The organism is Vannielia sp. ABF1_015 (assembly GCF_056160745.1).
Map to the genome: position 1 here is coordinate 986,182 of NZ_JBSWXT010000001.1, position 19,445 is coordinate 1,005,626.

Consider the following 19,445-nt stretch of genomic DNA (forward strand, 5'->3'; position numbering starts at 1 on the left):
AAAGGCTAGATTGGGTGCATGGACCACCCGCTGATAGATCTCATCACCGCCAAGATCCGCGCCGCCGAGGCAGACGGGCAGTTTGATAACCTGCCCGGCGCAGGCAAACCGCTGCCCCCCTGCGACGATCCGGAAAACGCGGTGATGCACCGGATTCTCAAAGACAATGGCGCGGTGCCCGAGTTCGTGTCGCTCTCCCGCGAGCTGGCAAGGCTGCGCGAGGAGCTGCGCGAAACCGGTGACAGAACGCGCCGGGCCGAGATCGTCCGCGAAATGTCGATGACCGAGGCCAAGATCGAACTCGCCCGCAAGCGCGGTTAGCCCCCCATGTGCGGCCGCTTCGCCATCACCCTGCCCGATGACGCCATGGCCCAGCTCTTCGGCGCGCTGCCCTCCAACGATCTGCCCGAGGTGCCGCGCTACAACGTCTGCCCCACCACCCAGATCGCCACAGTCACCAGCGCCGAGGGCGCGCGGCGGCTGCGTCCCATGCGCTGGGGCCTCATCCCGCATTGGTACAAAACCCCCACCGACGGCCCTCTGCTCATCAACGCCCGCGCCGAGACAGTGGCCGAAAAACCCGCCTTCCGCGCCGCCTGCCGCGAGCGCCGCTGCATCGTCCCGGCCACCGGCTTCTATGAATGGACAAAGGACGCCGAGGGCAACCGCCTGCCGTGGTACATCACCCGCGCCGACGGTGCCCCAATGGCCTTCGCAGCCATCTGGCAGGAGTGGTCCCGCGAGGGCGAAGATAAGGTGGGTGGGCCAACCTGCGCCATCGTCACCACCGCTGCCACCCATGAAATGGCCGAGATCCACCACCGCACCCCTGTCATTCTGGAGCCGGATGACTGGGCACTGTGGCTGGGTGAGGCGGGCAAGGGCGCGGCACCGCTCATGCAGCCACCGCCCCAAGGTGCGCTGCGCATGTGGCGGGTCGACAGGGCCGTCAATTCCAACCGCGCTTCAGGCGAAAACCTCATCGAGCCGATTGCGCCCTGAAGATCGCGCCATGAAACAGCAAAAGGGCCGCGCTCCTTATCAGGAGGCGGCCCTTATATCAGCAAACTCAGCCCGGTCAGTTGTTGCCGTTGTTGCCGTTGTTGCCGTTGTTGGAAGCGCTCTCAAAGTAGATCTCGCCTTCATCCAACTCGCCATTGGCGTTGGTGTCCGAAATGTCGATCCCTTCTTCGATAACACCGTCAAACGGGTCATCGCCGCCGTCTTCCAGGCTGTAGTCGATGAAGTAGGACTCATCGAGCGTGTATTCGAGAGACATCGTGTCGGTCACGACAAACTCCACCGCCACGCCGGCCGGGATCTCACCGGTGGACCAGGACATGTCGGTCGACCAGACAACATGGTTGCCCTGATCGTCGTTGTTGAAGCGCACGGTATCGCCGGGCTCGGCGAGCACAACGGGCGGCATCAGGTCGTTGTCGAAGATGTTGACCTCGTGGGTGGCCGCCGTGGCGGCACCGGCGGAAAGCGCCGCTGCGAGGGCGGCGAAAGTCACGGTTTTACGCAGCATCGGAGCCTCCTTTAACTGCATTCGGGCCCCTACCCACAGTTTTGATGCTGCATTGATGCTCGGTAAAGAAGGCCAAAAAACGGCGGGGATACGTCATTTTGTAAGTATATTCTTCGCTGTCAGGTCGGTGCAGAAACCAGCGCCAGCCCCGGAATCTCGCCAACCCCGCCTTCAGGCCTGAGCCGCAGAGCGGCGTCAAAGTTCTGCCGTGCCAGCCGGGCATGTTCGCGCCCCAGCGCCTCGGCGCGGCTGCCTTCACGGGCAGTGACGGCGGCCAGCATGGCGCGGTGCTGGCTTTGCGCAATGATCAGCGAGCGCCGAAATTCCAGCTGCGCCGCCTGACTGCCCAGAAAGGCCGAGGGCGAGGCCAGTGGCAGCCGGTGAGCGCGCAGCAATTCCCGCTCCAGCAGCGGAGAGGCGGCCAGCCGGGCAAGGGCCGCGTGGAAGGCGGCGTTCAGCTCGGCATAGCGCTCAAAATCCAACGCCTGCGCCCCGGTGTGGATCACCGCCTCAATCTCCTCCGCGCGGGCCTCGACCTCTGCGAGCGCCGCCGCATCCGGCCCGCGCTCGGCCGCCAGCCGCAGCACCATGCCCTCCAGCACGCCGCGCAACTCGATGGCGTCTGCCACGTCATCCCGCGTTAGCGCGCGCACCGTGCAGCGCCCCGAGGCCCCGCGCTCCAGCAAGCCTTCCTCTACCAGCTGCGCCAGCGCCTCCCGCGTTGGCGTGCGCGAAAGGCCCAGCATCTCTGCTGCCGCTGTTTCAGATAGATGCGCGCCCTTCGGCAGCCCGCCAGAAAGGATGCGGTCCCGCAGTATGCGCACCGCGTTGTCGATGTTCCTGAGCTTCCCGCCGTCCGCCATGCATCCTCCGTCCTTCTGCTCTATCTGTATACTGTTTGGCGGCAATATCCAAGCATCGGTGTTCCTATATTGGCATTACCGCGCAAACGGTATACAGTTTTGCCGGTGGGCGAGTCGGTTGGGCCGCCCGGCAGGGGAGGAAAGCATGAGCGATACAGCAACCGAAGTGCAGGCAGGCGGCAAGCCGGTGCCGGTAGACGAAAGCATCAACCTTGAGGCGCTCACACGCGATCCCTACCCCATCTACGCCCGCCTGCGCCGCGACATGCCGGTGGTGCGCGTGCCGGGGATGAACCGCATCCTCCTCTCCAAATGGGCCGACACGAAATACGTGAAGGACAACCCGCAAATCTTCTCCTCCAACGACCCGATCACCCCGATGCACCGCGCCTTCCGGGCCCACACGCTGATGCGTAAGGACGGCGAAGAGCACAAATGCGAGCGTGGCGCGATGCAGGGCGCATTCAGCCCCAAGGTCATCACACAGGATTGGGTGCCGCGCTACCAGAAGGTTGCTGAGGAGTATCTGGACCGTCTGCCCAAAGGCGAGGTGGTCGACCTGTTTCCAATGCTCGCCGCACCCTACGCTGCCCGTGGCCTTGCGGTGCTGCTCGGGCTGGAAGAGGCCAGCGACGCCGAAATGATCCGCTGGTCACAAGCGCTGATCGACGGTGCAGGCAACTTTGGCGAGAACGAAGAGATCTTCGCCCGCTCCGAGGCCGCCAACGACGAAATGGATGCGCTCTTCGCCCGGCTTGAGCCGCGCCACCGCGAACACCCCAACAACTCGGCCTTTTCGGTCATGCTGAACGCCGAAAACCCGATCCCGCTCAGCCAGATTCACGCCAACATCAAAATCGCCATCGGCGGCGGCATCAACGAGCCGCGCGACGCGCTCTGCACCATCCTCTACGGCCTGCTGACCAATCCCGACCAGTTGGAGCAGGTGAAGGAAGGCGGTGATTGGGTGAAGGCTTTCGAGGAGGGCGTGCGCTGGGTCGCGCCCATCTCCGTTTCGGGCCGCTACGTGCTGGAAGACACCGAGATCCGTGGCTACCACATCCCCAAGCACTCCACGGTGATGACCCTGCAAGCCTCCGCCAATTGGGATGAGGAGGTGTTCGAAGATGGCCACCTGTTCAACGTCTACCGCAAGAGCAACCCGCACCAGAGCTTCGGCAACGGCCCGCACTTTTGCCAAGGCACCCACGTTGCCCGCCGGGCCGTGGGGCAGGTGATGCTGCCGATGATCTTCGAGAAATATCCCAACATCCGGCTGGCCGAGCCAGAAGATGTGGTCTGGAGCGGCTGGGGCTTCCGTGGCCCGCTCAACCTGCCGGTCGTGCTCGGCTGATCCCCGCCATCATGCCGTGATGCGCCTGCAACGACGGGGCACGCCCCGCCCTCTGCATCACAGCGCCGCAGCAATCGCTTCGGCCGCCGGGGGGATGGTGGCATCGGTCAGCCCCGCAAGGTTGATCCGGCTGTCCTCTACCATGTAAAGCCCATGCTCCTCGCGCAGTGCCATCACCTGCGCGGGGGTCAGCCCCAGCTGGGTAAACATCCCCTTATGCGCCTGCAAAAAGCCAAAGCGGTCCGAGCCGGTCAGGCGGCGCAGCTCTGCGGCCAGCGCGGTGCGGTTGGCCTTCATCCGCTCGCGCATCCCGTCAAGCTCGCCCTGCCAATCGGCGCGCAGGCCCGGATCGGTCAGAATCTCCGTCACCACCCGCGCCCCGTGATCGGGCGGAAAGGCATAGTTCTGCCGGTTCAGCCAAGCCAGCGCTGCATGGGTCATGTCACGGGCCTTCGGATCGGCGCAGGGGGCAATCACGCAACCCACCCGCTCCCGGTAAAGCCCGAAGTTCTTGGAGGCGGAGACGGTGATGATGGTCTCCGGCAGCGCCGCCACCATGTCGCGCAGCCCGGCCACATCGGCCTCCAGCCCATCGCCGAAGCCCTGATAGGCGAGGTCGACAAAGGGGGTAAGGCCCCGCGCGGCAAGCAGCCGGGTCAGCTCGGCCCAATCTTGCAGGCTGAGGTCCGCGCCAGTCGGGTTGTGGCAGCACCCATGCAGCAGCACCACATCGCCCGGCGCGGCGCGGCCAAGGTCTTCCAGCATCCCGTCCCGGTCGATGCCCCCGGTGGCCGCGTCATAATAGCGGTATTCGGCGCGCGGGATGCCCAGCGTATCAAGAATGGAGCCATGATTGATCCAGCTCGGATCGGGCAGCCAGATGCGCCGCTGCGGATTGCCCGCCAGCTTCATCAGCTCAAACCCCTGCCGCACAGCGCCTGTGCCCCCCGGCGTGCCACAGGCCGCATAGGGCAGGGTCTCGGCCAAAGCGCCCAGCACCAGCCCGGCCATCGCGCGGTGAAACGCCGGGTCGCCCGCCAGCCCCACATAGCCTTTGCTCTCCTGCTGCTCGACAAGCCGCTGCTCGGCGGCCTTCACCGCGCCAAAGATCGGCGTGCGCCCCTCTGCGTCGTGGTAAACACCGACGCCGAGGTCGATCTTGCCCATCCGCGGATCCTCCGCGAAGAGCTTCATCAGGCGCAGAATCTTGTCTTCCTCGCGGGGCGGGATGGCTTCAAGCATGGCAGTCTCCGAACGTGGTTGCGAGAAACTGGCTCAGGTCGATCGGATCAGCAAGGGGCATCGCACGGCGTGGCAGGGCGGTCCGCCCACCTGTCACCGCCCGGTTTCAATCGCCAGATCGTCGTAAAGCCCCCACTCGGACCAGCTGCCATCATAAAGCGCGTGGCGCGGGTGGCCCAGCACCTCCAGCCCGAGCGACAATACCGCAGCCGTCACACCCGAGCCGCAGGAGGTGATGACGGGCTTGGAAAGATCCACCCCCGCATCCTCAAAGGCATCGCGCAGCGCTTGCCCCTGCTTCATGGTGCCATCCGGCTTCAGCAAGTTGCCAAACGGCAGATTCTTGGAACCGGGGATATGCCCCGCCCGCAGCCCCTCGCGCGGCTCCGGCGCGACACCGGCAAAGCGCTCGGGCGCTCGGGCGTCGACGATCTGCCAGTCGCCCAGCTTGGAAGCGGCGGCAACCTGGGTCACATCCTTCACCATATCGGCCTGCCGCTGCACGGTCATATGCCGGTCGCGCACGATCGGCGGCATGTCTTCCACCGGGCGCTCCTCGGCCAGCCACTTGGGCAGGCCGCCGTCGAGCACCGCCACATCCTTCTTGCCCATCAGCTTGAACAGCCACCAAACGCGCGCGGCCGAAAACAGCCCCGCTCCGTCATAAACCACCACCTGATGCCCGTCGCCAACGCCCATCGCCCGCATCCGGGACATGAACTTTTCAACCGGCGGCGCCATGTGCGGCAGGTCCGAGCGGGCGTCGGAAATCTCGTCAATGTCGAAGAACCGTGCGCCGGGAATATGCGCCTTGTCGTACTCGGCCCGCGCATCGCGGTTCATCGCGGGCAGATACCATGAGGCATCCAGCAGCCGCAGGTCCGGGTCTTTCAGGTGCTTGGCAAGCCAGTCGGTAGAAACCAGCGTCTTCGGATCGTCGGCCATGGGTCGCTCCCCTCTCGCATCGCAGGCGAGGGTTAGCGCCATGGCGGCGGGCTGGCAAGGGTGCGCCGTCTAGTCAGCGGGCGGCGGCGGCAGAGGGCGTGCGTCACGCACATGCGGCAGGGCGGAGAAGTCCCCGGCACGGATCGACGCGAGGTAGCTCTGTGTCAGCGCCTTGTCCGCGGCCGACATCTCTGCCTCCAGGCCACGGGCATAGCGCAGACCGTTTCGGAAATCAGCGGAGCCCGATGTTTCGGCAGCGTGGTAGTAGAAAGCAGCCCCGAGCGGCGCGTCGACAAAGTTGCGCGAATACTGGTTATAGAGTGCGCCGAGGCTCAGGGCGCAATAAGCGTCGTTCAGTTGCACCTTGAGGCAGGCAACAAGGTAGTCCCGGGCAAGGTCATTGTCTCGCGCTGTGCCAAGCCCGTTCTTGTAGGCATTTCCGGCAAGGTTCATGCCCCAGACATCGCCCAACGCGGCAAGGCGGCGGCTCAGCACCAGCTCGCGGGGGTAATCGGCGGGCAGCCGCTCGAGCGAAACCCTCAGCTGCAACTCTGTGGTCAGCGCCAGTTTCTCATCGCCCAGCTTGCGATAGCGCTCGGCGGTGCGCATCAGGTAGCCGTCATCAGGGCGCTCAGGGTAATCGAAGGCGTAGAAGTTTCGGATGAAGTTGAGAATGTGCCATCCGCCCCATTCCGCGTCGAGGTCGAGGCCGTAGCGCAGATAGGCCTCCTGAATGTCGGGCGCGGTGGGCGGGGTGGCGCGGGCCATCGCATCAACGGTGTTGACGATGGACGGCAGAAAATCGCGGTCGGCGGCGCGTCGCCAAAGCGCCGCGCTGTGCTCTGCGCCCTCGTGGTCCGGGTGCTCGCTCAGGTAGTTGCCGAGGTTGTGGTATGCCGTCGCGTCGCCGTCGAGGGCAGTGCTGAGGAGGATGAAGAAGGCGTGTTTCCGGTCGGTCTCATTCGTTGCATTGAACAGCGTGTCGACCGCGTCGTAGGTGACGTCAAAGTATCGCCCGGCCGGCTTTCCACCTGACTGGCGCCGGGTCCGGTCATTGGCGCGGGCGTGTACGGCCTCGTCAGTGATCTTGGCAGCCATGGCATCGCGGGTGGCTTCCATCCAGCTCTGAAGCGCACTGCTGTCCCAAGGGACGATGGGCTCGGTCGGGGCGAGGGCCGGGTCTCGCGGCGGGCCGGGCGGAATGCGTTCCACCCCGGTCTGCGGGCGACGGTATGCGAGCCGTTCGGAGGGCAACGTGCTTGCGGAGGTCGCGGAGCCGCCTGAGGGCGACGGCGTCTCGTTGCCCCGAAAGGCGGTATAGGCCGTGAGAGCCGCCGCACAGGCGAGAGCCAGGCCCGGGATGAGAAACTTGTTCATGGAGTACCGCTTAACCACTCGTTTGGATCAGGTTAATCGGATGAGTTCGTCACGCAACCGGCTTTTCAGCCGCCCTGCTTCAGCAGCCGCTGCTTCTGGCGATTCCAGTCGCGCTTGGCCTCGGTCTGGCGCTTGTCGGTGTTCTTCTTGCCCTTGGCGATCCCGATCTTCATCTTCGCGATGCCGCGGTGGTTGAAGTAAAGCACCAGCGGCACCAGCGTCATGCCCTTGCGCTGGGTCTCGTTCCACAGCCGCGCCAGCTCCTTCTTCGACACCAGCAGCTTCCGGCGCCGCCGCTCCTCATGGCCAAAGGTCTTGGCCTGCGCGTAGGGCGCGATATAGCCGTTCACCAGCCACAACTCCCCATCCTCGACAGCGGCATAACTCTCGTTGATCTGGCTGGTGTTCTGCCGGAGCGACTTCACTTCCGAGCCTTCCAGAATGATACCCACCTCAAGATCGTCCTCGATGGCATAGTCGTGCCGCGCCTTCCGGTTCTCGGCGATCACCTTGTAGTTGGGGTTGTCATCTTTCTTGGCCATGGAGAGGGGATATAGGGGCTGAGCGGGGCCGGGGAAAGGGGCGGGGGCGTGGAAAGGGAAGGCGACACAAGGTTCGACCTACGCAGGGCTGTCCACCGTCTCGATCCACGGCTTAATATCCACCACCGGCGTCCCGTCAAAGGCATCCGTGGCGTCGATATGCAGCGTGCGGCCCTCTATGGCCTCAATCCGCACGCAGCCAAGGGCCACCGGGTTGGGGCGGGCCGGCGAGCGGAGCGAAAAGGTGCCGCGCGGCCCGTCTGCGTGGCGCGGGGTCTGCACCAGCAGGTCTCGCCGCGCCTCGCCCGTCCAGTAAAGCAGCATCACCCAGTCGCCGGGCTTCAGCCCCTCCAGCGCGGGGACGAATTGCTCATGCAGTTCAACCCGCGCCGATCCGCCGCCCTGCGCGCGCGAAAGCCGCAGGTTCTTCGGGGCCTTGCCCTCGCGCCAATCCGAGCGGATCATGCCGATAAAATGAAGCCCCGCGTCAACGCGCTCTGCCGGATCATAGTCCAGCCGCACCTCGCCCTCGCGGGGCGGTTTCATCAGTTGATAAGGCCGGCGAAGCGCATCGCGTCTTCGATCTGGCCCTTCACGAAGTCCGACACCTGCACATGCGGGCGGCGCACGTCATCGGCGCATTTGCCCAGCACCGAAAGGCCGTATTTCGCGCCGCACAACCCCGGCTCGGCAAAGATCGCGCGGTGCAGCGGAATCAGCTTGTCCTGATACTCCAGCGCCTTGGCGTAATCGCCAGCCAAAGTGGCCGCCTGCATCTCGGCGCACAGGCGCGGGGCCACATTGGCCGTCACGCTGATACAGCCCACGCCACCCATCGCGTTGTAGCCCACCGCCGTCGGGTCTTCGCCCGAAAGCTGGATGAACTCCGGCCCGCACATCTCGCGGGTGATCGCAACTCGGGCAAGGTCGGCGGTGGCGTCCTTCACCCCGATGATGTTGGGGTTCTTCGCTAGCTCGGCCATGGTGCCCGGCAGCATGTCGACCACCGAGCGCGGCGGAATGTTGTAGATGATGATCGGCAGGCCAACTTCGGCGGCGGCCTCGAAATGCGCGATCAGCCCCGCTTGCGTGGGCTTGTTGTAGTAAGGCGTGACGACAAGCGCGGCATCGGCCCCGGCGTCCTTTGCGGCCTCGACGAGGCGCACCGTCTCGCGCGTCGAGTTGGAGCCTGCGCCCGCAATCACCGGCACCCGGCCCGCGGCGGCCTTCACACAGGCGGCCACAACCGCGTCATGTTCGGCATGGGTCAGCGTCGGGCTTTCGCCGGTGGTGCCGACCGGCACAAATCCGCTTGAGCCCTCGGCAATGTGCCACTCGATGAGCGCTTCAAAGCTCTCAAGATCAAGCTCGCCGTGTTTGAAGGGCGTCACCAGCGCTGGAATTGATCCCTGGAACATGTGAGAGCCCTCCTCTTTTTGCGGCCAAATCCCCATCCGGGCGGAGCTATAGAGCCACCACGCGGCAATGCCAAGTTGTTGTATTGTTCATTAACCATGAAGCGCTACACTCTCCCAAACCGTCTCGCCTGCTCCGGAGCCCACCCGAGCCATGCCTCGTCTTGTCCTGTCGCTTCTCGCCACCGCTTGGCTCGTGGCCCTTTCGCCTGCCTTGGCGCAGGCCACTGAGTCGTCGGCAGGGGCCGGGGGTGAGCCCGGGCCGGAGGCGGTGCAGGAGGCTGCGTTGGAGGCCGAGGAAGGCGAGGAGGGCAAGGCACCCGACGCCGAGCTTGGCCCGCTGCCCCGCGCCCCCGCGCTCGAAGGTGTCGCTCTCGCCGCCAAACCGCCGCCCTCCCGGCCCAAACAGGCCAGCGATTTCACCAAGATGATGCGGGCGCTGGAGCGTGGCGATTGGGGTCAGGCGCTGTTCTCCGCCAAGCGCGATAGCCCGGTGATGGAGCGCTACGTGCAATGGGCCAAGCTGCGCGGCGGCGGTGGCGAGTTTGACGAGTATATCGCTTTCCTGCGCGACCATTCCGACTGGCCCTCGCCCCAGTATATTCATGACCGGGGAGAGGCCTCAATCGGGCGCGGCGAAGACCCCGAAAAGGTCGTCACCTACTTCGGAGACAAGATCCCCGAAACCGCAATGGGCGTGCTACGTCTTGTCGAGGCGCACCTTGCCCGCGGCGAAGATGGGGACGCCGCCGCGCTGGCAGTTCTGGCTTGGCGCACCCGCACGCTGAACGCCGATGTCGAGCGCGCGCTGCTCTCGCAATACGAAGAGATTCTCGCCCCCCACCACGAAGCCCGCCTTGATGACCTGCTCTGGCGTGACAGCCGCACAGCCGCGCTGCGCCAGATGGGGCGCGTGGGCGAAGATTGGCAAAAACTCGCCGAGGCCCGCATGGCGCTACGTGCCCGGGCGGCGGGCGTGGATGCCAAGATCGAGGCCGTGCCCGAGGCGCTGCAGGATAACGCTGGGCTTGTCTGGGAGCGCTACAACTGGCGCGTCCGCAAGGGTCTGCACGAGGGGGCGGAAGAGCTGATGGTGGAGCGCTCCAGCTCTGCCGAGGCGCTGGGCCGGGCCGAGCTATGGTCCAACTACCGGCGCATCTACGCGCGCACCAAGCTGCGCGAAGGCGAGGTGGCGGAGGCCTACGCGCTGGCCTCGCGGCATTTTCTGGCCGATGGGTCCGACTATGCCGATCTGGAGTGGCTCTCGGGCTTCATCGCCCTGCGGTTCCTCCAGGATCCCGAGCTGGCCCTCTGGCACTTCGAGCGGTTCGGCGAGGCGGTGGAAACGCCGATCAGCCTTGGCCGGGCGGGCTATTGGCTGGGCCGCGCCTATACCGATCTGGGCGATGCCGAGAAGGCCCGCGATGCCTATGCCTACGGCGCTCAATACCAAACCAGCTACTACGGCCTGCTCGCCGCCGAGGCCGCAGGGCTGCCGATGGATGTCACCCTCACGGGCCGTGAAGAGTTTCCGGCGCTCGAAGACACCAGCTTTGCTAGTTCCGATGTGCTCGCCGTCGGCCTGCGGATGATCGAAGAGGGCGAGGCCAATCAGGCCGAACGCTTCCTGACCCACCTCGCCAGCACGCTGGACCGTCCCGAGGCCGGCAGTCTTGGCGCCCTGATGATCGAGCGCGGCGAGGTTCATCTGGCGCTGAAAATCGCCAAGAAGGTCGCCCGCAACGGCATCATGATCCCGGCGGCCTATTACCCGCTGCACGAAATGGCCAAAACCGATTGGCCGGTGCCCGATGAGCTGGCCCTGTCCATCGCCCGCCGCGAAAGCGAGTTTGATCCCGTGGTGATCAGCCCCGCCGGGGCGCGCGGGCTGATGCAACTCATGCCCGGCACCGCCAAGGATATGGCCGGCGAGCTGAAGGTGCGCTACGACATCGGCAAGCTGACAGAAGACCCCGTCTATAACGCCCAACTCGGCACCGCCTATCTTGCGGGCCTCATCGACATCTTCGGCAACGCGCCGGTGCTGGTGTCGGTCGGCTACAACGCCGGCCCGGGCCGCGCGGTCAACTGGGTCAGCGACAGGGGCGATCCGCGCTATCCCGGCGTCGATGTGGTGGATTGGATCGAGATGATCCCGTTCCGCGAAACCCGCAACTACGTCATGCGCGTGACCGAGAGCATCCCAGTCTACCGCGCAAGGCTGACCGGGCGGGTCGAGGAGCTTGAGTTCACCAAGATGCTCCACGGGGTGCCAAACTAGGCGCTCCGCCCCCTTCGCCCCCTTCGCCCCCGTCGCCGCCGCGAACCGTGCGCAGGCTCAATCAGCCCGCCGCAATCTCGCAGAAATGGGCAATATCCGCCTCGCGCGCACTCCAGTCACACACCAGCCGGGCCGTGAGCATCTCATCCGGGTCGTCGCCGTCCAACTCGCCCACGTAAATGTGGTATTCCGCCCCCGCCGCCTTCAGCCGCTGATGGGCGGCGCGGGGCAGATCGGCAAAGATCAGGTTGCTTTCCTGCGGTGCCAAAAGCCGCCCGCCCGCTGCTTCGATGCCACGCGCCAGCGCAGCGGCGGCTGCATTTGCGGTGTTGGCCGTTTCCAGCCAGAGGTCATTGGTCAGATAGGCGCTCATCTGCGCGGCAAGGTAGCGGTGCTTCGAAAACAGCTGCGCCCCGCGCTTGCGACGATACTCAAGCTCTTCGCCCTTCGCCGGGTCAAAGAGCACCATCGCCTCAACCCCAAGCAGCCCGTTCTTGGTGCCCCCGAAGCTCAGCGCATCCACCCCCGCCTTCCAACTCGCTTCCGCGGGGGTGCAGCCAAGATGGGTCACCGCATTGGCAAAGCGCGCACCATCCATATGGGTCGCCAGCCCAAAACGGCGCGCCACGCCGGTGAGCGCCGCAACTTCCTCAAGCGTATAAACCGCGCCCTTCTCGGTGGCCTGCGTTAGCGAAACCGGCCCGCGCTTGGGCCCATGCACGCCCCGCGTGCCCTCATTCGCGATCACCGCCTCAAGGTCAGCGGGGCTGATTTTTCCGGCCTCATGGGGCACAAGGGTCAGCTTGGTGCCGCCAGAGAACATCTCCGGCGCGTTGCACTCGTCTTCGTGGATATGGGCGCAGGTCGAGCAAAAGATGGTCTCGTAAGGCTCGGCCAGCGTCGAGAGCAGCAGCACATTGGCGGCGGTGCCGGTGGCCGCCAAAAGCACCACGGCCTCGGGGGCCTCGAAGGCCTCGCGGACCTGCTCCACAACCTGCTGCGACAGCGGATCGCTGCCATAGGGCATGGCGTAGCCCTCGTTGGCGGCGACAAGCGCTTCCATCACGGCGGGGTGGGCGGGGCCGGTGTTGTCGGAGGCGAAATGCATTACAGGTCTTCCTCTTCTGCCACGTAATCCTCCCAGTCATCCTCCGGAATGTCGAACTCGGGAAAGGTGGGGCCCTTCACCGCCCGGCCCGCCTTGGCGGTGCTCTGCGGATCGCCGGTGACAAGCGGATGCCAGCTGGGCAGGGGCTTGCCCTCGTGGCGCAGCCGATAGGCGCAGCTCTCGGGCATGAAATAGGCGGTCTTGTTCATGGTCTCTGGGCGCAGCACCACGCATTCCGGCACGATCTTCAGGCGCACGTCATAATTCGAGCAACGGCATTTGCTGTCATCAAACAGCCGGCAGGCGATGCGGGTAAAGACAACCTCGCCAGTCTCCTCGTCTTCCAGCTTGTTCAGGCAGCACTTGCCGCAGCCGTCGCACAGCGCCTCCCACTCCTCGCCCGTCAGCTCGCCCAGCGGTCGCTCCCAGAAGCGCGGCCTCATAACGATGCCAGAATGTCGCGCGCGCGGGCCTCGTCGCGCTGCATCTGCTCGATCAGCGCAGGCAGCCCGTCGAATTTTGCCTCGGGCCGCAGAAACTCGACAAGCCCGATCGAAAGATGGGCGCCATAAAGATCACCGGTGAAGTCAAACAGGAAGGTTTCGAGGTTGGGCGCATCCCCCTCGAACATCGGGCGAATGCCAAGGCTGGCCACGCCCCGGTGCTTCCCCCTGTGCGGCCCGTCCAGCACCTCTGCCAGCACGGCATACACCCCAAAGGCGGGCCGATGCAGCCGGGGCAGGCCCATGTTGGCCGTCGGATAGCCCAACTCGCGGCCCCGCTTGGCCCCGTGAATCACCGGCCCCTCGATCCGGTGCCAATGGCCCAGCATCGCGGCGGCCTCGCGCGGGCGGCCCTCGGTGAGCGCCTCACGGATCGCGGTGGAGCTGATCTCACCCACACCCGGCAGCGCTTTGAGTTCGGCGATGCTGACGCCAAAGCCCATCTCGCCCCCGTCACGCGCGAGCGAGCCGACATCGCCGGCGCGGCCCTTCCCATAGCGAAAATCAGACCCGACCGTGACATGCGCCGCGCCGATGCCCTCGGCCAGCACTTCCCGGCAAAAGGCAACATCGGTGAGCGACCGAAAGGTCTCGTTGAAAGGCAGTTCCACCAGCAGATCCACGCCCAGCTTTTCCAGCCGGTGCGCGCGGGCCTCGGCGTTCATCAGGCGAAAGGGCGGGGCGGCGGGCTGGAACACTTCTCGCGGATGCGGCTCGAAGGTGAGTACGCCCAGCGGCGCGCCCGGCGCGGCGGCCCGGGCCTGCTCCAGCACAGCCTGATGGCCCAGGTGGACCCCGTCAAAATTGCCGATGGCAAGGCTGGCACCGCGCAGGTCGGGCGGGAAATCGGAGAGGCTCTGGATGGTCCGCATGGGGCCTGAGGTAGCGCCGGGGGCGGGGGAGCGCAAGGTCGGCAGGGGCTTTCGGCGGCCGCGCTGCGCTCGGGTGGGCGGGCACCCTCGGGACGGTTCCTCAGTTCACAATCACCCGCTCCGAGCGCCCGCCGCTGACCCTTAGGAACTTGGCCAGTGCCCCGCCCTCGGGGATGATCTGGTTGGGCACCTCCCAGAGAATGCCCGAGAAGATGTAGTAGTCGCCGTTCGGCACCGCCCTGAATTCAAAGTCTCCCTCCGCATCGCAGGTCGCCTTGCGCTGGTACTGAGCAAAGGCTGGCGGGTGTTTGATCTTGGGCATGAGGATCACCGGGATCGACCCACCCTGCACATTGCCAAAGGCCCGGGTGACGAACTCTTTGGCATAGCCCCCCGCCGGCACCAGCAGCACATCGTAGCCCGCACAGGTCACAACTCCGCCGCCGCGCTGCCGAAAGAAGGCCTGCCCGGTGACCGTCGCGCTGCCGGGCCGTTTGATATAGTCCACCTCGCGGGCGCTGAACGGCTTGGAAACCTCAATCGCAGGGCCGCATCCGGTGAGCCACAGGAGGGGCAGGGCGAGCAAGGCAAGGACGGATCGGCGCATTCGGAACTCCACAGGCAACAGGCGGCGCAGGGCCGACAGGGAGCCCTCAGTGGAGCGGATAAGTGGTTAACGGCAGGTTAACGCTGGCCCGGCGAGCGGCGGGTCACGAACCTCAGGAACGCGTAGAGTGGGTAAAACCCACCGTCCGAACCCATCAATCGCCCGCCACCGGCACAGGAACGAATACCAGCCCTCAGTCGAACTTGGCCGAGGGCGCCAGCACCATGGCCTCCCCCTTCAGCACTACCTTGCCCTCCACCATGCAGCGGGTGTCGAGTTGCACCCGCCGCTTGCGGTGGTCAATCTCCATCACCTCCACCTCGGCCAGCACCATATCTCCAGGGCGCACCGGCGCGAGAAACTTCAGAGACTGGCCAAGATACACCGTGCCATGGCCCGGAAGCTGCTCCCCGATCACCGCCGAGATCAGCCCCGCCGTCAGCATCCCGTGGGCAATGCGGCCCTCAAAGATGGTGTCCTGCGCATAGGCGTCATCGAGGTGCACTGGGTTATGGTCGGTCGAGACCTCGGCAAAAAGCTCGATATCGCGGTCGGTGACAACCTTGCGCAGGCTGCGCGTCATCCCGATCTCGATATCTTCGATGCAGATCGTCCCGCGGGGCATGTTGTCGAGCATCTCGGTCTCCTCCGTCATGCGGTCGATATAGCGCCTCCGCTGCAATGCGGCAATATGGCAAAGCAAGAAAATTCCGAAATCAGCACTAATGTCGCAACTATCCTGCGCGCCCAATCCTCACACGCCCGTCTCGCTGATCTCATCCGAGCGGTCGCCCATCAGGTAGCGTGGCCCGGCCCCGCGCGTGGCGGCCTTGTCCTGCTGGTTGTAGAGCTTGCATTTCTCCAGGCTGAGGCAACCGCAGCCAATACAGCCGTCCAGATCATCCCGCATCTTGCGCAACGTCTCGATCCTCTGGTCCAGCGTGTCACGGAACAGCGCCGAAATATCCCGCCAATCCTTCGCCGTCGGGGTGCGCCCCTCCGGCAGCCCCGCCATCAGCGCCTTGATCTGCGGCAGCGTATAGCCAAACTGCTGTGCAATCCGAATAAAGCTGACCCGCCGAATGTCGGCCCGCCTGAAGCGCCTCTGCCCCGAGGGCGCCCGCATCGGCGCAATCAGCCCCTCCGCCTCGTAATACCGCAACGCACTCACCGCCAGCCCGGCCCGCTGGGCGAATTGCCCGATGCTCAGCACATCTCCCGCACGCAGTTTTCCTGACATCCCGAATACCTCTTGATCTAAAGTTAACTTTAGCTAGTAGGGTCCGAATCGCACCATAGCAAGGAGAACACCCAATGGCCGCCCAACTGGAACATGTGAATGTCACCGTCTCCGACCTCGATCGCGCAGTGGCGCTGCTTGATGATCTCTTCGGCTGGAAGCAGCGCTGGCGCGGCAGCTCGATCCACGGCGGCGAAACGGCCCATGTGGGCGGCAAGGAAAGCTACGTGGCGCTCTATCGGCACCACGATCAGGAGGCCGCAGCCCAATCGACCTACCATGTCACCGGCGGGCTCAACCATATCGGCGTGGTGGTGGAAGATCTCGATGCCGTCGAAGCCCGGGTAAAGGCGCATGGCCTCACCCCCCATGCCCACGCCGATTACGAGCCGGGCCGCCGCTTCTATTTCGATGATTGGGACGGGGTGGAATACGAGGTCATCAGTTACGCATAAACCGAATCTTTACGCCCCGCGCGTAAACAGGCCCTAACGGCTCGGTCCTTCCCCCCAAGGCCCGTCACAGAGCCGCAGCGGCGCGGGCCTTTCCCTCGGCCCGCGCCAACTCAAGTAGGGTGGGTGAAACCCACCACCGTGTCGCACCGCATCACGCGCTCCCCAGGCACGGGCCCCATATGGTCGGCAGAACCCACCCTACACTCGGTCCCCGTGTTGACGGGCCGCCCGGCCCTCGGCCATGCTTCCGGCCATGGCCAAAACCAACCAAAAAACAAACGCCGCCCAGCCAACCAACGCCACCCAGCCAACACAGGCCGACCCACGCGCCTTCTGCAACAGCGTCACCCACCCGGGCCGCCGTGAAGACGCCATGCGCCTGATCGATCTGTTCAGCAAAACCACCGGCTACGCGCCCACAATGTGGGGCCCCTCCATCATCGGCTTCGGGCGCTACCACTACACCTACGCCTCAGGCCGCGAAGGCGACCACCTCGCCACCGGCTTCTCGCCGCGCAAGGCCAACATGGTCGTCTACATCATGCCAGGCTACACCGATTTCTCCCACATCCTCGCCCGCCTCGGCCCCCACAAGCTTGGCAAATCCTGCCTCTACCTCGGGCGGCTCTCCAAGATTGACGAGGCCGTGCTGGCCGAACTCATCCGCGCCGGGCTGAAAGACCTCGCCACCCGCTGGCCCATCCATCCCCAGTAAGTCCCACCAAGGTTGTGCGCCCGCCCCGCATGGCGTAAATCGCGGCCTTGACCCGCAAGGACATCGCCATGACCACCACCCGTTTCGCCCCTTCTCCCACCGGCTACCTGCACGTTGGCAACCTGCGCACCGCGCTGTTCAACTGGCTCATCGCCCGCAAGGCCGGCGGCCAGTTCATCCTGCGGCTCGACGATACCGACCCGGAGCGCTCCAAGCCCGAATACGCCGATGCGATCCAGCAGGATCTCGAATGGCTCGGCCTCACATGGGACCGGGTCGAAACCCAGTCCTCCCGGCTCGACCGCTACGCCGAGGCTGCCGACAAGCTGCGCGAGATTGGCCGCTTCTACGAGTGCTTCGAAACCCCCACCGAGCTGGATCTGAAGCGCAAGAAGCAGCTCAACATGGGCAAGCCGCCGGTCTATGACCGCGCCGCGCTCGACTTGACCGAGGCCCAAAAGCAGGCCTACCGCGACGAGGGCCGCACCGGCCACTGGCGCTTCAAGCTCAACCATGAGCGCATCGAATGGAATGACGGCATCCTTGGCGACATCTCCATCGACGCCGCCTCCGTGTCCGATCCGGTCCTGATCCGCGGCGACGGGCAGGTGCTCTACACCCTCGCCTCGGTGGTGGACGATACCGAAATGGGCATCACCAACGTGGTGCGCGGCTCCGACCACGTCACCAACACCGCAACCCAGATCCAGATCATCGAGGCGCTCGGCGGCAACGTCCCCAGCTTCGCCCACCACTCGCTGCTCACCGGCCCGCAGGGCGAGGCGCTTTCCAAACGTCTCGGCACGCTCGCCCTGCGCGACCTGCGCGAACGCGGGGTGGAGCCGATGGCGCTGCTCTCTCTCATGGCCCGCCTAGGCTCGGCTGACCCGATAGAGCTGCGCAGCACCCATGATGAGCTGATTGAGGGCTTCGACCTCTCCAAGTTCGGCTCCGCCCCCACCAAGTTTGACGTGGAAGACCTCTTCCCCCTCACTCACCGCCACCTCGCCGCCCAGCCGCTCTCTGCGGTGGCGGGCGAAATCGCCGCGCTGGGCGTGCCGGAAGCCGAGCAAGAGCGGTTCTGGTCCGTGGCGAAAGACAACATCACCGTGCGTGCCGACCTCGCCGACTGGTGGAAGCTCTTCACCGAAGGCGCCACCCCGCTGGTGGACGACGAGGATGCCGATTTCGTGGCCGAGGCCTTCGCCATGCTGGGCGAGCCGCCCTACACAGACGCCACCTGGAGCGAGTGGACCTCCGCCGTGAAAGAGGCAACAGGCCGCAAGGGCAAGGGCCTTTTCATGCCGCTCCGCAAAGCCGTCACAGGCCGCCAGCGCGGGCCGGAAATGGCAGATGTCATGGCCTTGATGCAGGTGAAACCGGGCGCTTAAACCACCCAAGCCGGGCCGTGCCGTTCTGCGGGGTGGCGCATCTTTCGCCCGTTTGGGAGCGCTTTATGGTGCAGTAGTCATCTTACCTCGGAAGGAGGCGTAACTGTCACCGAAGCGCCGCCCCGGAGGGCGCGGCGCTGCCCGGCCCCTTCGGCGCGTATCGGGCAAGTGCATCGCTCAACCCGCACGCACCCCAACCCCCAGCCGCCTGAGCCCTTCGTCCACAAAGGCCCGCTCCGCCGCGCTCACCTCTGTGGCGCGCGGATAGACAGGCGCCGCCCGGTCATTCACCACCGCAGGCGGCCAGCCCGCCGTGGTCTCAAAAAATCCAAGCGCCCCGGCCTCGCCAAACACGTCACGAAAGCCCTGCACCACCGTGTCCACGTAACTCAGCAACACCGGGTGCGCCGCATCCGCTACCATATGCTCGGGCGCCACGGCATAAACCTCCACCCGCACATCCCCGGCCTCATGCTCGCAGGCGGCCGAAACCTCATGCCGCCCATAGGCCCGCTCGCGCAGGTCCAGCGCCGCCCAGTCTCCACCGGGCACATGCGCCACCAGCCCCTCCATCACCGCGCCGTCCCACGGCTCGGCGCTCAAAAAGGCCACCTCGCGCAGCACGGTGGAGCGCCAGACGCGCCGCCAGCCTTTCAGTTTCGCCGGAAAAGCGGGCGCGTGGCTGTGGGTGGCGAGGTTCACGAGGCTGCCATAGCCAAAAAAATAAGCGTCAGTCATGGCCGCCAACCTGTCTGTCCCGTGCCACCTTGTCCAGCCGCCCGCGCCGCGCTAACCATGGGCCACCCGTTCGTGGAGAATCTGGCCCCGCGCCAGTGCCGAAGGAGCAACCGCCCCGGTAAACTCTCAGGCACCCGGACCGGACGGTTGATAGACTCTGGAGAGAGGCCGCGCGCGGCCCGCCGAAGGGATAGCGATCTCAGGCGAAAGGACAGAGGGGGCACAGAAACGGGCGCAAACTGCGCTTCACTGTGGCTTGAGGGGAT

22 protein-coding genes and 1 riboswitch are annotated in these 19,445 nt (G+C 65.4%); of the genes, 7 read left to right on the top strand and 15 right to left on the bottom strand.

The genetic code is table 11. The features are described 5' to 3' along the window. The first annotated feature begins 18 nt into the window (after positions 1 to 18). Both ACXAG6_RS05080 and ACXAG6_RS05085 read left to right on the top strand, forming a co-directional pair. Positions 19 to 321 carry a DnaJ family domain-containing protein gene (locus ACXAG6_RS05080; RefSeq protein WP_140012924.1) on the top strand — a complete coding sequence of 101 codons (303 nt, stop codon included), beginning with the start codon at positions 19 to 21 and terminating at the stop codon, positions 319 to 321. A 6-nt stretch (positions 322 to 327) separates the two neighbouring features. After that, positions 328 to 1,002 carry an SOS response-associated peptidase gene (locus tag ACXAG6_RS05085; protein ID WP_475335649.1) on the top strand — a complete coding sequence of 225 codons (675 nt, stop codon included), beginning with the start codon at positions 328 to 330 and terminating at the stop codon, positions 1,000 to 1,002. 76 nt (positions 1,003 to 1,078) lie between these two features. On the opposite strand, the gene ACXAG6_RS05090 is transcribed toward ACXAG6_RS05085, so the two are convergent. Both ACXAG6_RS05090 and ACXAG6_RS05095 read right to left on the bottom strand, forming a co-directional pair. Beyond that, positions 1,079 to 1,531 (bottom strand): cupredoxin domain-containing protein, encoded by a 453-nt coding sequence (locus ACXAG6_RS05090; RefSeq protein WP_475335652.1) that lies wholly within the window; start codon positions 1,529 to 1,531, stop codon positions 1,079 to 1,081. Positions 1,532 to 1,650: 119 nt separating this feature from the next. Next, positions 1,651 to 2,394, bottom strand: coding sequence for a GntR family transcriptional regulator (locus ACXAG6_RS05095; protein ID WP_475335655.1), 744 nt, complete (start codon positions 2,392 to 2,394; stop codon positions 1,651 to 1,653). Positions 2,395 to 2,539: 145 nt separating this feature from the next. Between ACXAG6_RS05095 and ACXAG6_RS05100 the strand changes: the two genes are divergently transcribed. Further along, positions 2,540 to 3,748 (top strand): cytochrome P450, encoded by a 1,209-nt coding sequence (locus tag ACXAG6_RS05100; RefSeq protein WP_475335658.1) that lies wholly within the window; start codon positions 2,540 to 2,542, stop codon positions 3,746 to 3,748. A gap of 57 nt (positions 3,749 to 3,805) precedes the next feature. Here ACXAG6_RS05100 and ACXAG6_RS05105 read toward each other — a convergent pair whose 3' ends face one another. From ACXAG6_RS05105 to dapA, 6 genes are all read right to left on the bottom strand, one after another. Beyond that, the gene (locus ACXAG6_RS05105) at positions 3,806 to 4,990 is read right to left on the bottom strand and encodes an amino acid aminotransferase (RefSeq protein ID WP_475335660.1); all 1,185 of its coding nucleotides are present in this window, start codon (positions 4,988 to 4,990) and stop codon (positions 3,806 to 3,808) included. Positions 4,991 to 5,083: 93 nt separating this feature from the next. Next, a complete protein-coding gene (sseA, locus tag ACXAG6_RS05110; RefSeq protein ID WP_475335662.1) occupies positions 5,084 to 5,935 on the bottom strand; it encodes a 3-mercaptopyruvate sulfurtransferase in 852 nt (283 codons plus the stop codon). A gap of 69 nt (positions 5,936 to 6,004) precedes the next feature. Then, a complete protein-coding gene (locus ACXAG6_RS05115; protein ID WP_475335663.1) occupies positions 6,005 to 7,312 on the bottom strand; it encodes an SEL1-like repeat protein in 1,308 nt (435 codons plus the stop codon). Between the two features lie 65 nt (positions 7,313 to 7,377). After that, a complete protein-coding gene (gene smpB, locus ACXAG6_RS05120) occupies positions 7,378 to 7,854 on the bottom strand; it encodes an SsrA-binding protein SmpB (RefSeq protein ID WP_475335666.1) in 477 nt (158 codons plus the stop codon). Positions 7,855 to 7,932: 78 nt separating this feature from the next. After that, positions 7,933 to 8,400, bottom strand: a complete 468-nt coding sequence (gene tsaA / locus ACXAG6_RS05125) for a tRNA (N6-threonylcarbamoyladenosine(37)-N6)-methyltransferase TrmO (protein WP_475335669.1) — start codon at positions 8,398 to 8,400, stop codon at positions 7,933 to 7,935. After that, complete coding sequence (gene dapA, locus ACXAG6_RS05130) at positions 8,400 to 9,272, bottom strand: 4-hydroxy-tetrahydrodipicolinate synthase (RefSeq protein ID WP_475335671.1); 873 nt, start codon at positions 9,270 to 9,272, stop codon at positions 8,400 to 8,402. Before dapA ends, tsaA begins: the two co-directional genes overlap by 1 nt. Positions 9,273 to 9,423: 151 nt before the next feature. On the opposite strand from dapA, the gene ACXAG6_RS05135 reads away from it, so the two are divergent. Next, the gene (locus ACXAG6_RS05135) at positions 9,424 to 11,550 is read left to right on the top strand and encodes a lytic transglycosylase domain-containing protein (RefSeq protein WP_475335673.1); all 2,127 of its coding nucleotides are present in this window, start codon (positions 9,424 to 9,426) and stop codon (positions 11,548 to 11,550) included. Between the two features lie 61 nt (positions 11,551 to 11,611). Here the strand turns inward: ACXAG6_RS05135 and ACXAG6_RS05140 are convergent, their stop codons facing one another. From ACXAG6_RS05140 to soxR, 6 genes are all read right to left on the bottom strand, one after another. Continuing rightward, a complete protein-coding gene (locus tag ACXAG6_RS05140; RefSeq protein WP_475335675.1) occupies positions 11,612 to 12,658 on the bottom strand; it encodes a threonine aldolase family protein in 1,047 nt (348 codons plus the stop codon). Further along, complete coding sequence (locus tag ACXAG6_RS05145) at positions 12,658 to 13,101, bottom strand: YcgN family cysteine cluster protein (RefSeq protein WP_475335677.1); 444 nt, start codon at positions 13,099 to 13,101, stop codon at positions 12,658 to 12,660. The genes ACXAG6_RS05140 and ACXAG6_RS05145 overlap by 1 nt, the downstream gene beginning before the upstream one ends. Further along, positions 13,098 to 14,033, bottom strand: a complete 936-nt coding sequence (locus ACXAG6_RS05150; protein WP_475335680.1) for a bifunctional riboflavin kinase/FAD synthetase — start codon at positions 14,031 to 14,033, stop codon at positions 13,098 to 13,100. The genes ACXAG6_RS05145 and ACXAG6_RS05150 overlap by 4 nt, the downstream gene beginning before the upstream one ends. 100 nt (positions 14,034 to 14,133) lie before the next feature. Then, complete coding sequence (locus tag ACXAG6_RS05155; RefSeq protein ID WP_475335682.1) at positions 14,134 to 14,640, bottom strand: hypothetical protein; 507 nt, start codon at positions 14,638 to 14,640, stop codon at positions 14,134 to 14,136. A 193-nt stretch (positions 14,641 to 14,833) separates the two neighbouring features. Continuing rightward, positions 14,834 to 15,277 (bottom strand): MaoC family dehydratase, encoded by a 444-nt coding sequence (locus ACXAG6_RS05160; protein ID WP_140015987.1) that lies wholly within the window; start codon positions 15,275 to 15,277, stop codon positions 14,834 to 14,836. Between the two features lie 117 nt (positions 15,278 to 15,394). After that, positions 15,395 to 15,880 carry a redox-sensitive transcriptional activator SoxR gene (gene soxR / locus ACXAG6_RS05165; RefSeq protein WP_475335683.1) on the bottom strand — a complete coding sequence of 162 codons (486 nt, stop codon included), beginning with the start codon at positions 15,878 to 15,880 and terminating at the stop codon, positions 15,395 to 15,397. A gap of 74 nt (positions 15,881 to 15,954) precedes the next feature. Here soxR and ACXAG6_RS05170 point away from each other — a divergent pair, with 74 nt between their 5' ends. The 3 genes from ACXAG6_RS05170 to gltX all read left to right on the top strand — a co-directional run bounded on the left by ACXAG6_RS05170 (position 15,955) and on the right by gltX (position 18,441). Continuing rightward, the gene (locus ACXAG6_RS05170) at positions 15,955 to 16,335 is read left to right on the top strand and encodes a VOC family protein (RefSeq protein WP_475335686.1); all 381 of its coding nucleotides are present in this window, start codon (positions 15,955 to 15,957) and stop codon (positions 16,333 to 16,335) included. A gap of 253 nt (positions 16,336 to 16,588) precedes the next feature. Beyond that, positions 16,589 to 17,050, top strand: a complete 462-nt coding sequence (locus ACXAG6_RS05175) for a DUF1801 domain-containing protein (RefSeq protein WP_475335688.1) — start codon at positions 16,589 to 16,591, stop codon at positions 17,048 to 17,050. A gap of 68 nt (positions 17,051 to 17,118) precedes the next feature. Continuing rightward, on the top strand, positions 17,119 to 18,441 hold the full coding sequence (gene gltX / locus ACXAG6_RS05180; RefSeq protein ID WP_475335691.1) for a glutamate--tRNA ligase: 1,323 nt from the start codon (positions 17,119 to 17,121) through the stop codon (positions 18,439 to 18,441). Between the two features lie 177 nt (positions 18,442 to 18,618). Here gltX and ACXAG6_RS05185 read toward each other — a convergent pair whose 3' ends face one another. Continuing rightward, positions 18,619 to 19,179 (bottom strand): gamma-glutamylcyclotransferase family protein, encoded by a 561-nt coding sequence (locus ACXAG6_RS05185; protein ID WP_475335693.1) that lies wholly within the window; start codon positions 19,177 to 19,179, stop codon positions 18,619 to 18,621. Between the two features lie 62 nt (positions 19,180 to 19,241). Next, positions 19,242 to 19,330: riboswitch (glycine riboswitch) on the top strand. Positions 19,331 to 19,445 lie beyond the last annotated feature (115 nt).

Coding starts and splice junctions, on each gene's coding strand:
- ACXAG6_RS05080 (WP_140012924.1), top strand. CDS start 19: ATGGACCACCCGCTGATAGATCTCATCACCGCCAAGATCCGCGCCGCC.
- ACXAG6_RS05085 (WP_475335649.1), top strand. CDS start 328: ATGTGCGGCCGCTTCGCCATCACCCTGCCCGATGACGCCATGGCCCAG.
- ACXAG6_RS05090 (WP_475335652.1), bottom strand. CDS start 1,531: ATGCTGCGTAAAACCGTGACTTTCGCCGCCCTCGCAGCGGCGCTTTCC.
- ACXAG6_RS05095 (WP_475335655.1), bottom strand. CDS start 2,394: ATGGCGGACGGCGGGAAGCTCAGGAACATCGACAACGCGGTGCGCATA.
- ACXAG6_RS05100 (WP_475335658.1), top strand. CDS start 2,540: ATGAGCGATACAGCAACCGAAGTGCAGGCAGGCGGCAAGCCGGTGCCG.
- ACXAG6_RS05105 (WP_475335660.1), bottom strand. CDS start 4,990: ATGCTTGAAGCCATCCCGCCCCGCGAGGAAGACAAGATTCTGCGCCTG.
- sseA (WP_475335662.1), bottom strand. CDS start 5,935: ATGGCCGACGATCCGAAGACGCTGGTTTCTACCGACTGGCTTGCCAAG.
- ACXAG6_RS05115 (WP_475335663.1), bottom strand. CDS start 7,312: ATGAACAAGTTTCTCATCCCGGGCCTGGCTCTCGCCTGTGCGGCGGCT.
- smpB (WP_475335666.1), bottom strand. CDS start 7,854: ATGGCCAAGAAAGATGACAACCCCAACTACAAGGTGATCGCCGAGAAC.
- tsaA (WP_475335669.1), bottom strand. CDS start 8,400: ATGAAACCGCCCCGCGAGGGCGAGGTGCGGCTGGACTATGATCCGGCA.
- dapA (WP_475335671.1), bottom strand. CDS start 9,272: ATGTTCCAGGGATCAATTCCAGCGCTGGTGACGCCCTTCAAACACGGC.
- ACXAG6_RS05135 (WP_475335673.1), top strand. CDS start 9,424: ATGCCTCGTCTTGTCCTGTCGCTTCTCGCCACCGCTTGGCTCGTGGCC.
- ACXAG6_RS05140 (WP_475335675.1), bottom strand. CDS start 12,658: ATGCATTTCGCCTCCGACAACACCGGCCCCGCCCACCCCGCCGTGATG.
- ACXAG6_RS05145 (WP_475335677.1), bottom strand. CDS start 13,101: ATGAGGCCGCGCTTCTGGGAGCGACCGCTGGGCGAGCTGACGGGCGAG.
- ACXAG6_RS05150 (WP_475335680.1), bottom strand. CDS start 14,033: ATGCGGACCATCCAGAGCCTCTCCGATTTCCCGCCCGACCTGCGCGGT.
- ACXAG6_RS05155 (WP_475335682.1), bottom strand. CDS start 14,640: ATGCGCCGATCCGTCCTTGCCTTGCTCGCCCTGCCCCTCCTGTGGCTC.
- ACXAG6_RS05160 (WP_140015987.1), bottom strand. CDS start 15,277: ATGCTCGACAACATGCCCCGCGGGACGATCTGCATCGAAGATATCGAG.
- soxR (WP_475335683.1), bottom strand. CDS start 15,880: ATGTCAGGAAAACTGCGTGCGGGAGATGTGCTGAGCATCGGGCAATTC.
- ACXAG6_RS05170 (WP_475335686.1), top strand. CDS start 15,955: ATGGCCGCCCAACTGGAACATGTGAATGTCACCGTCTCCGACCTCGAT.
- ACXAG6_RS05175 (WP_475335688.1), top strand. CDS start 16,589: ATGGCCAAAACCAACCAAAAAACAAACGCCGCCCAGCCAACCAACGCC.
- gltX (WP_475335691.1), top strand. CDS start 17,119: ATGACCACCACCCGTTTCGCCCCTTCTCCCACCGGCTACCTGCACGTT.
- ACXAG6_RS05185 (WP_475335693.1), bottom strand. CDS start 19,179: ATGACTGACGCTTATTTTTTTGGCTATGGCAGCCTCGTGAACCTCGCC.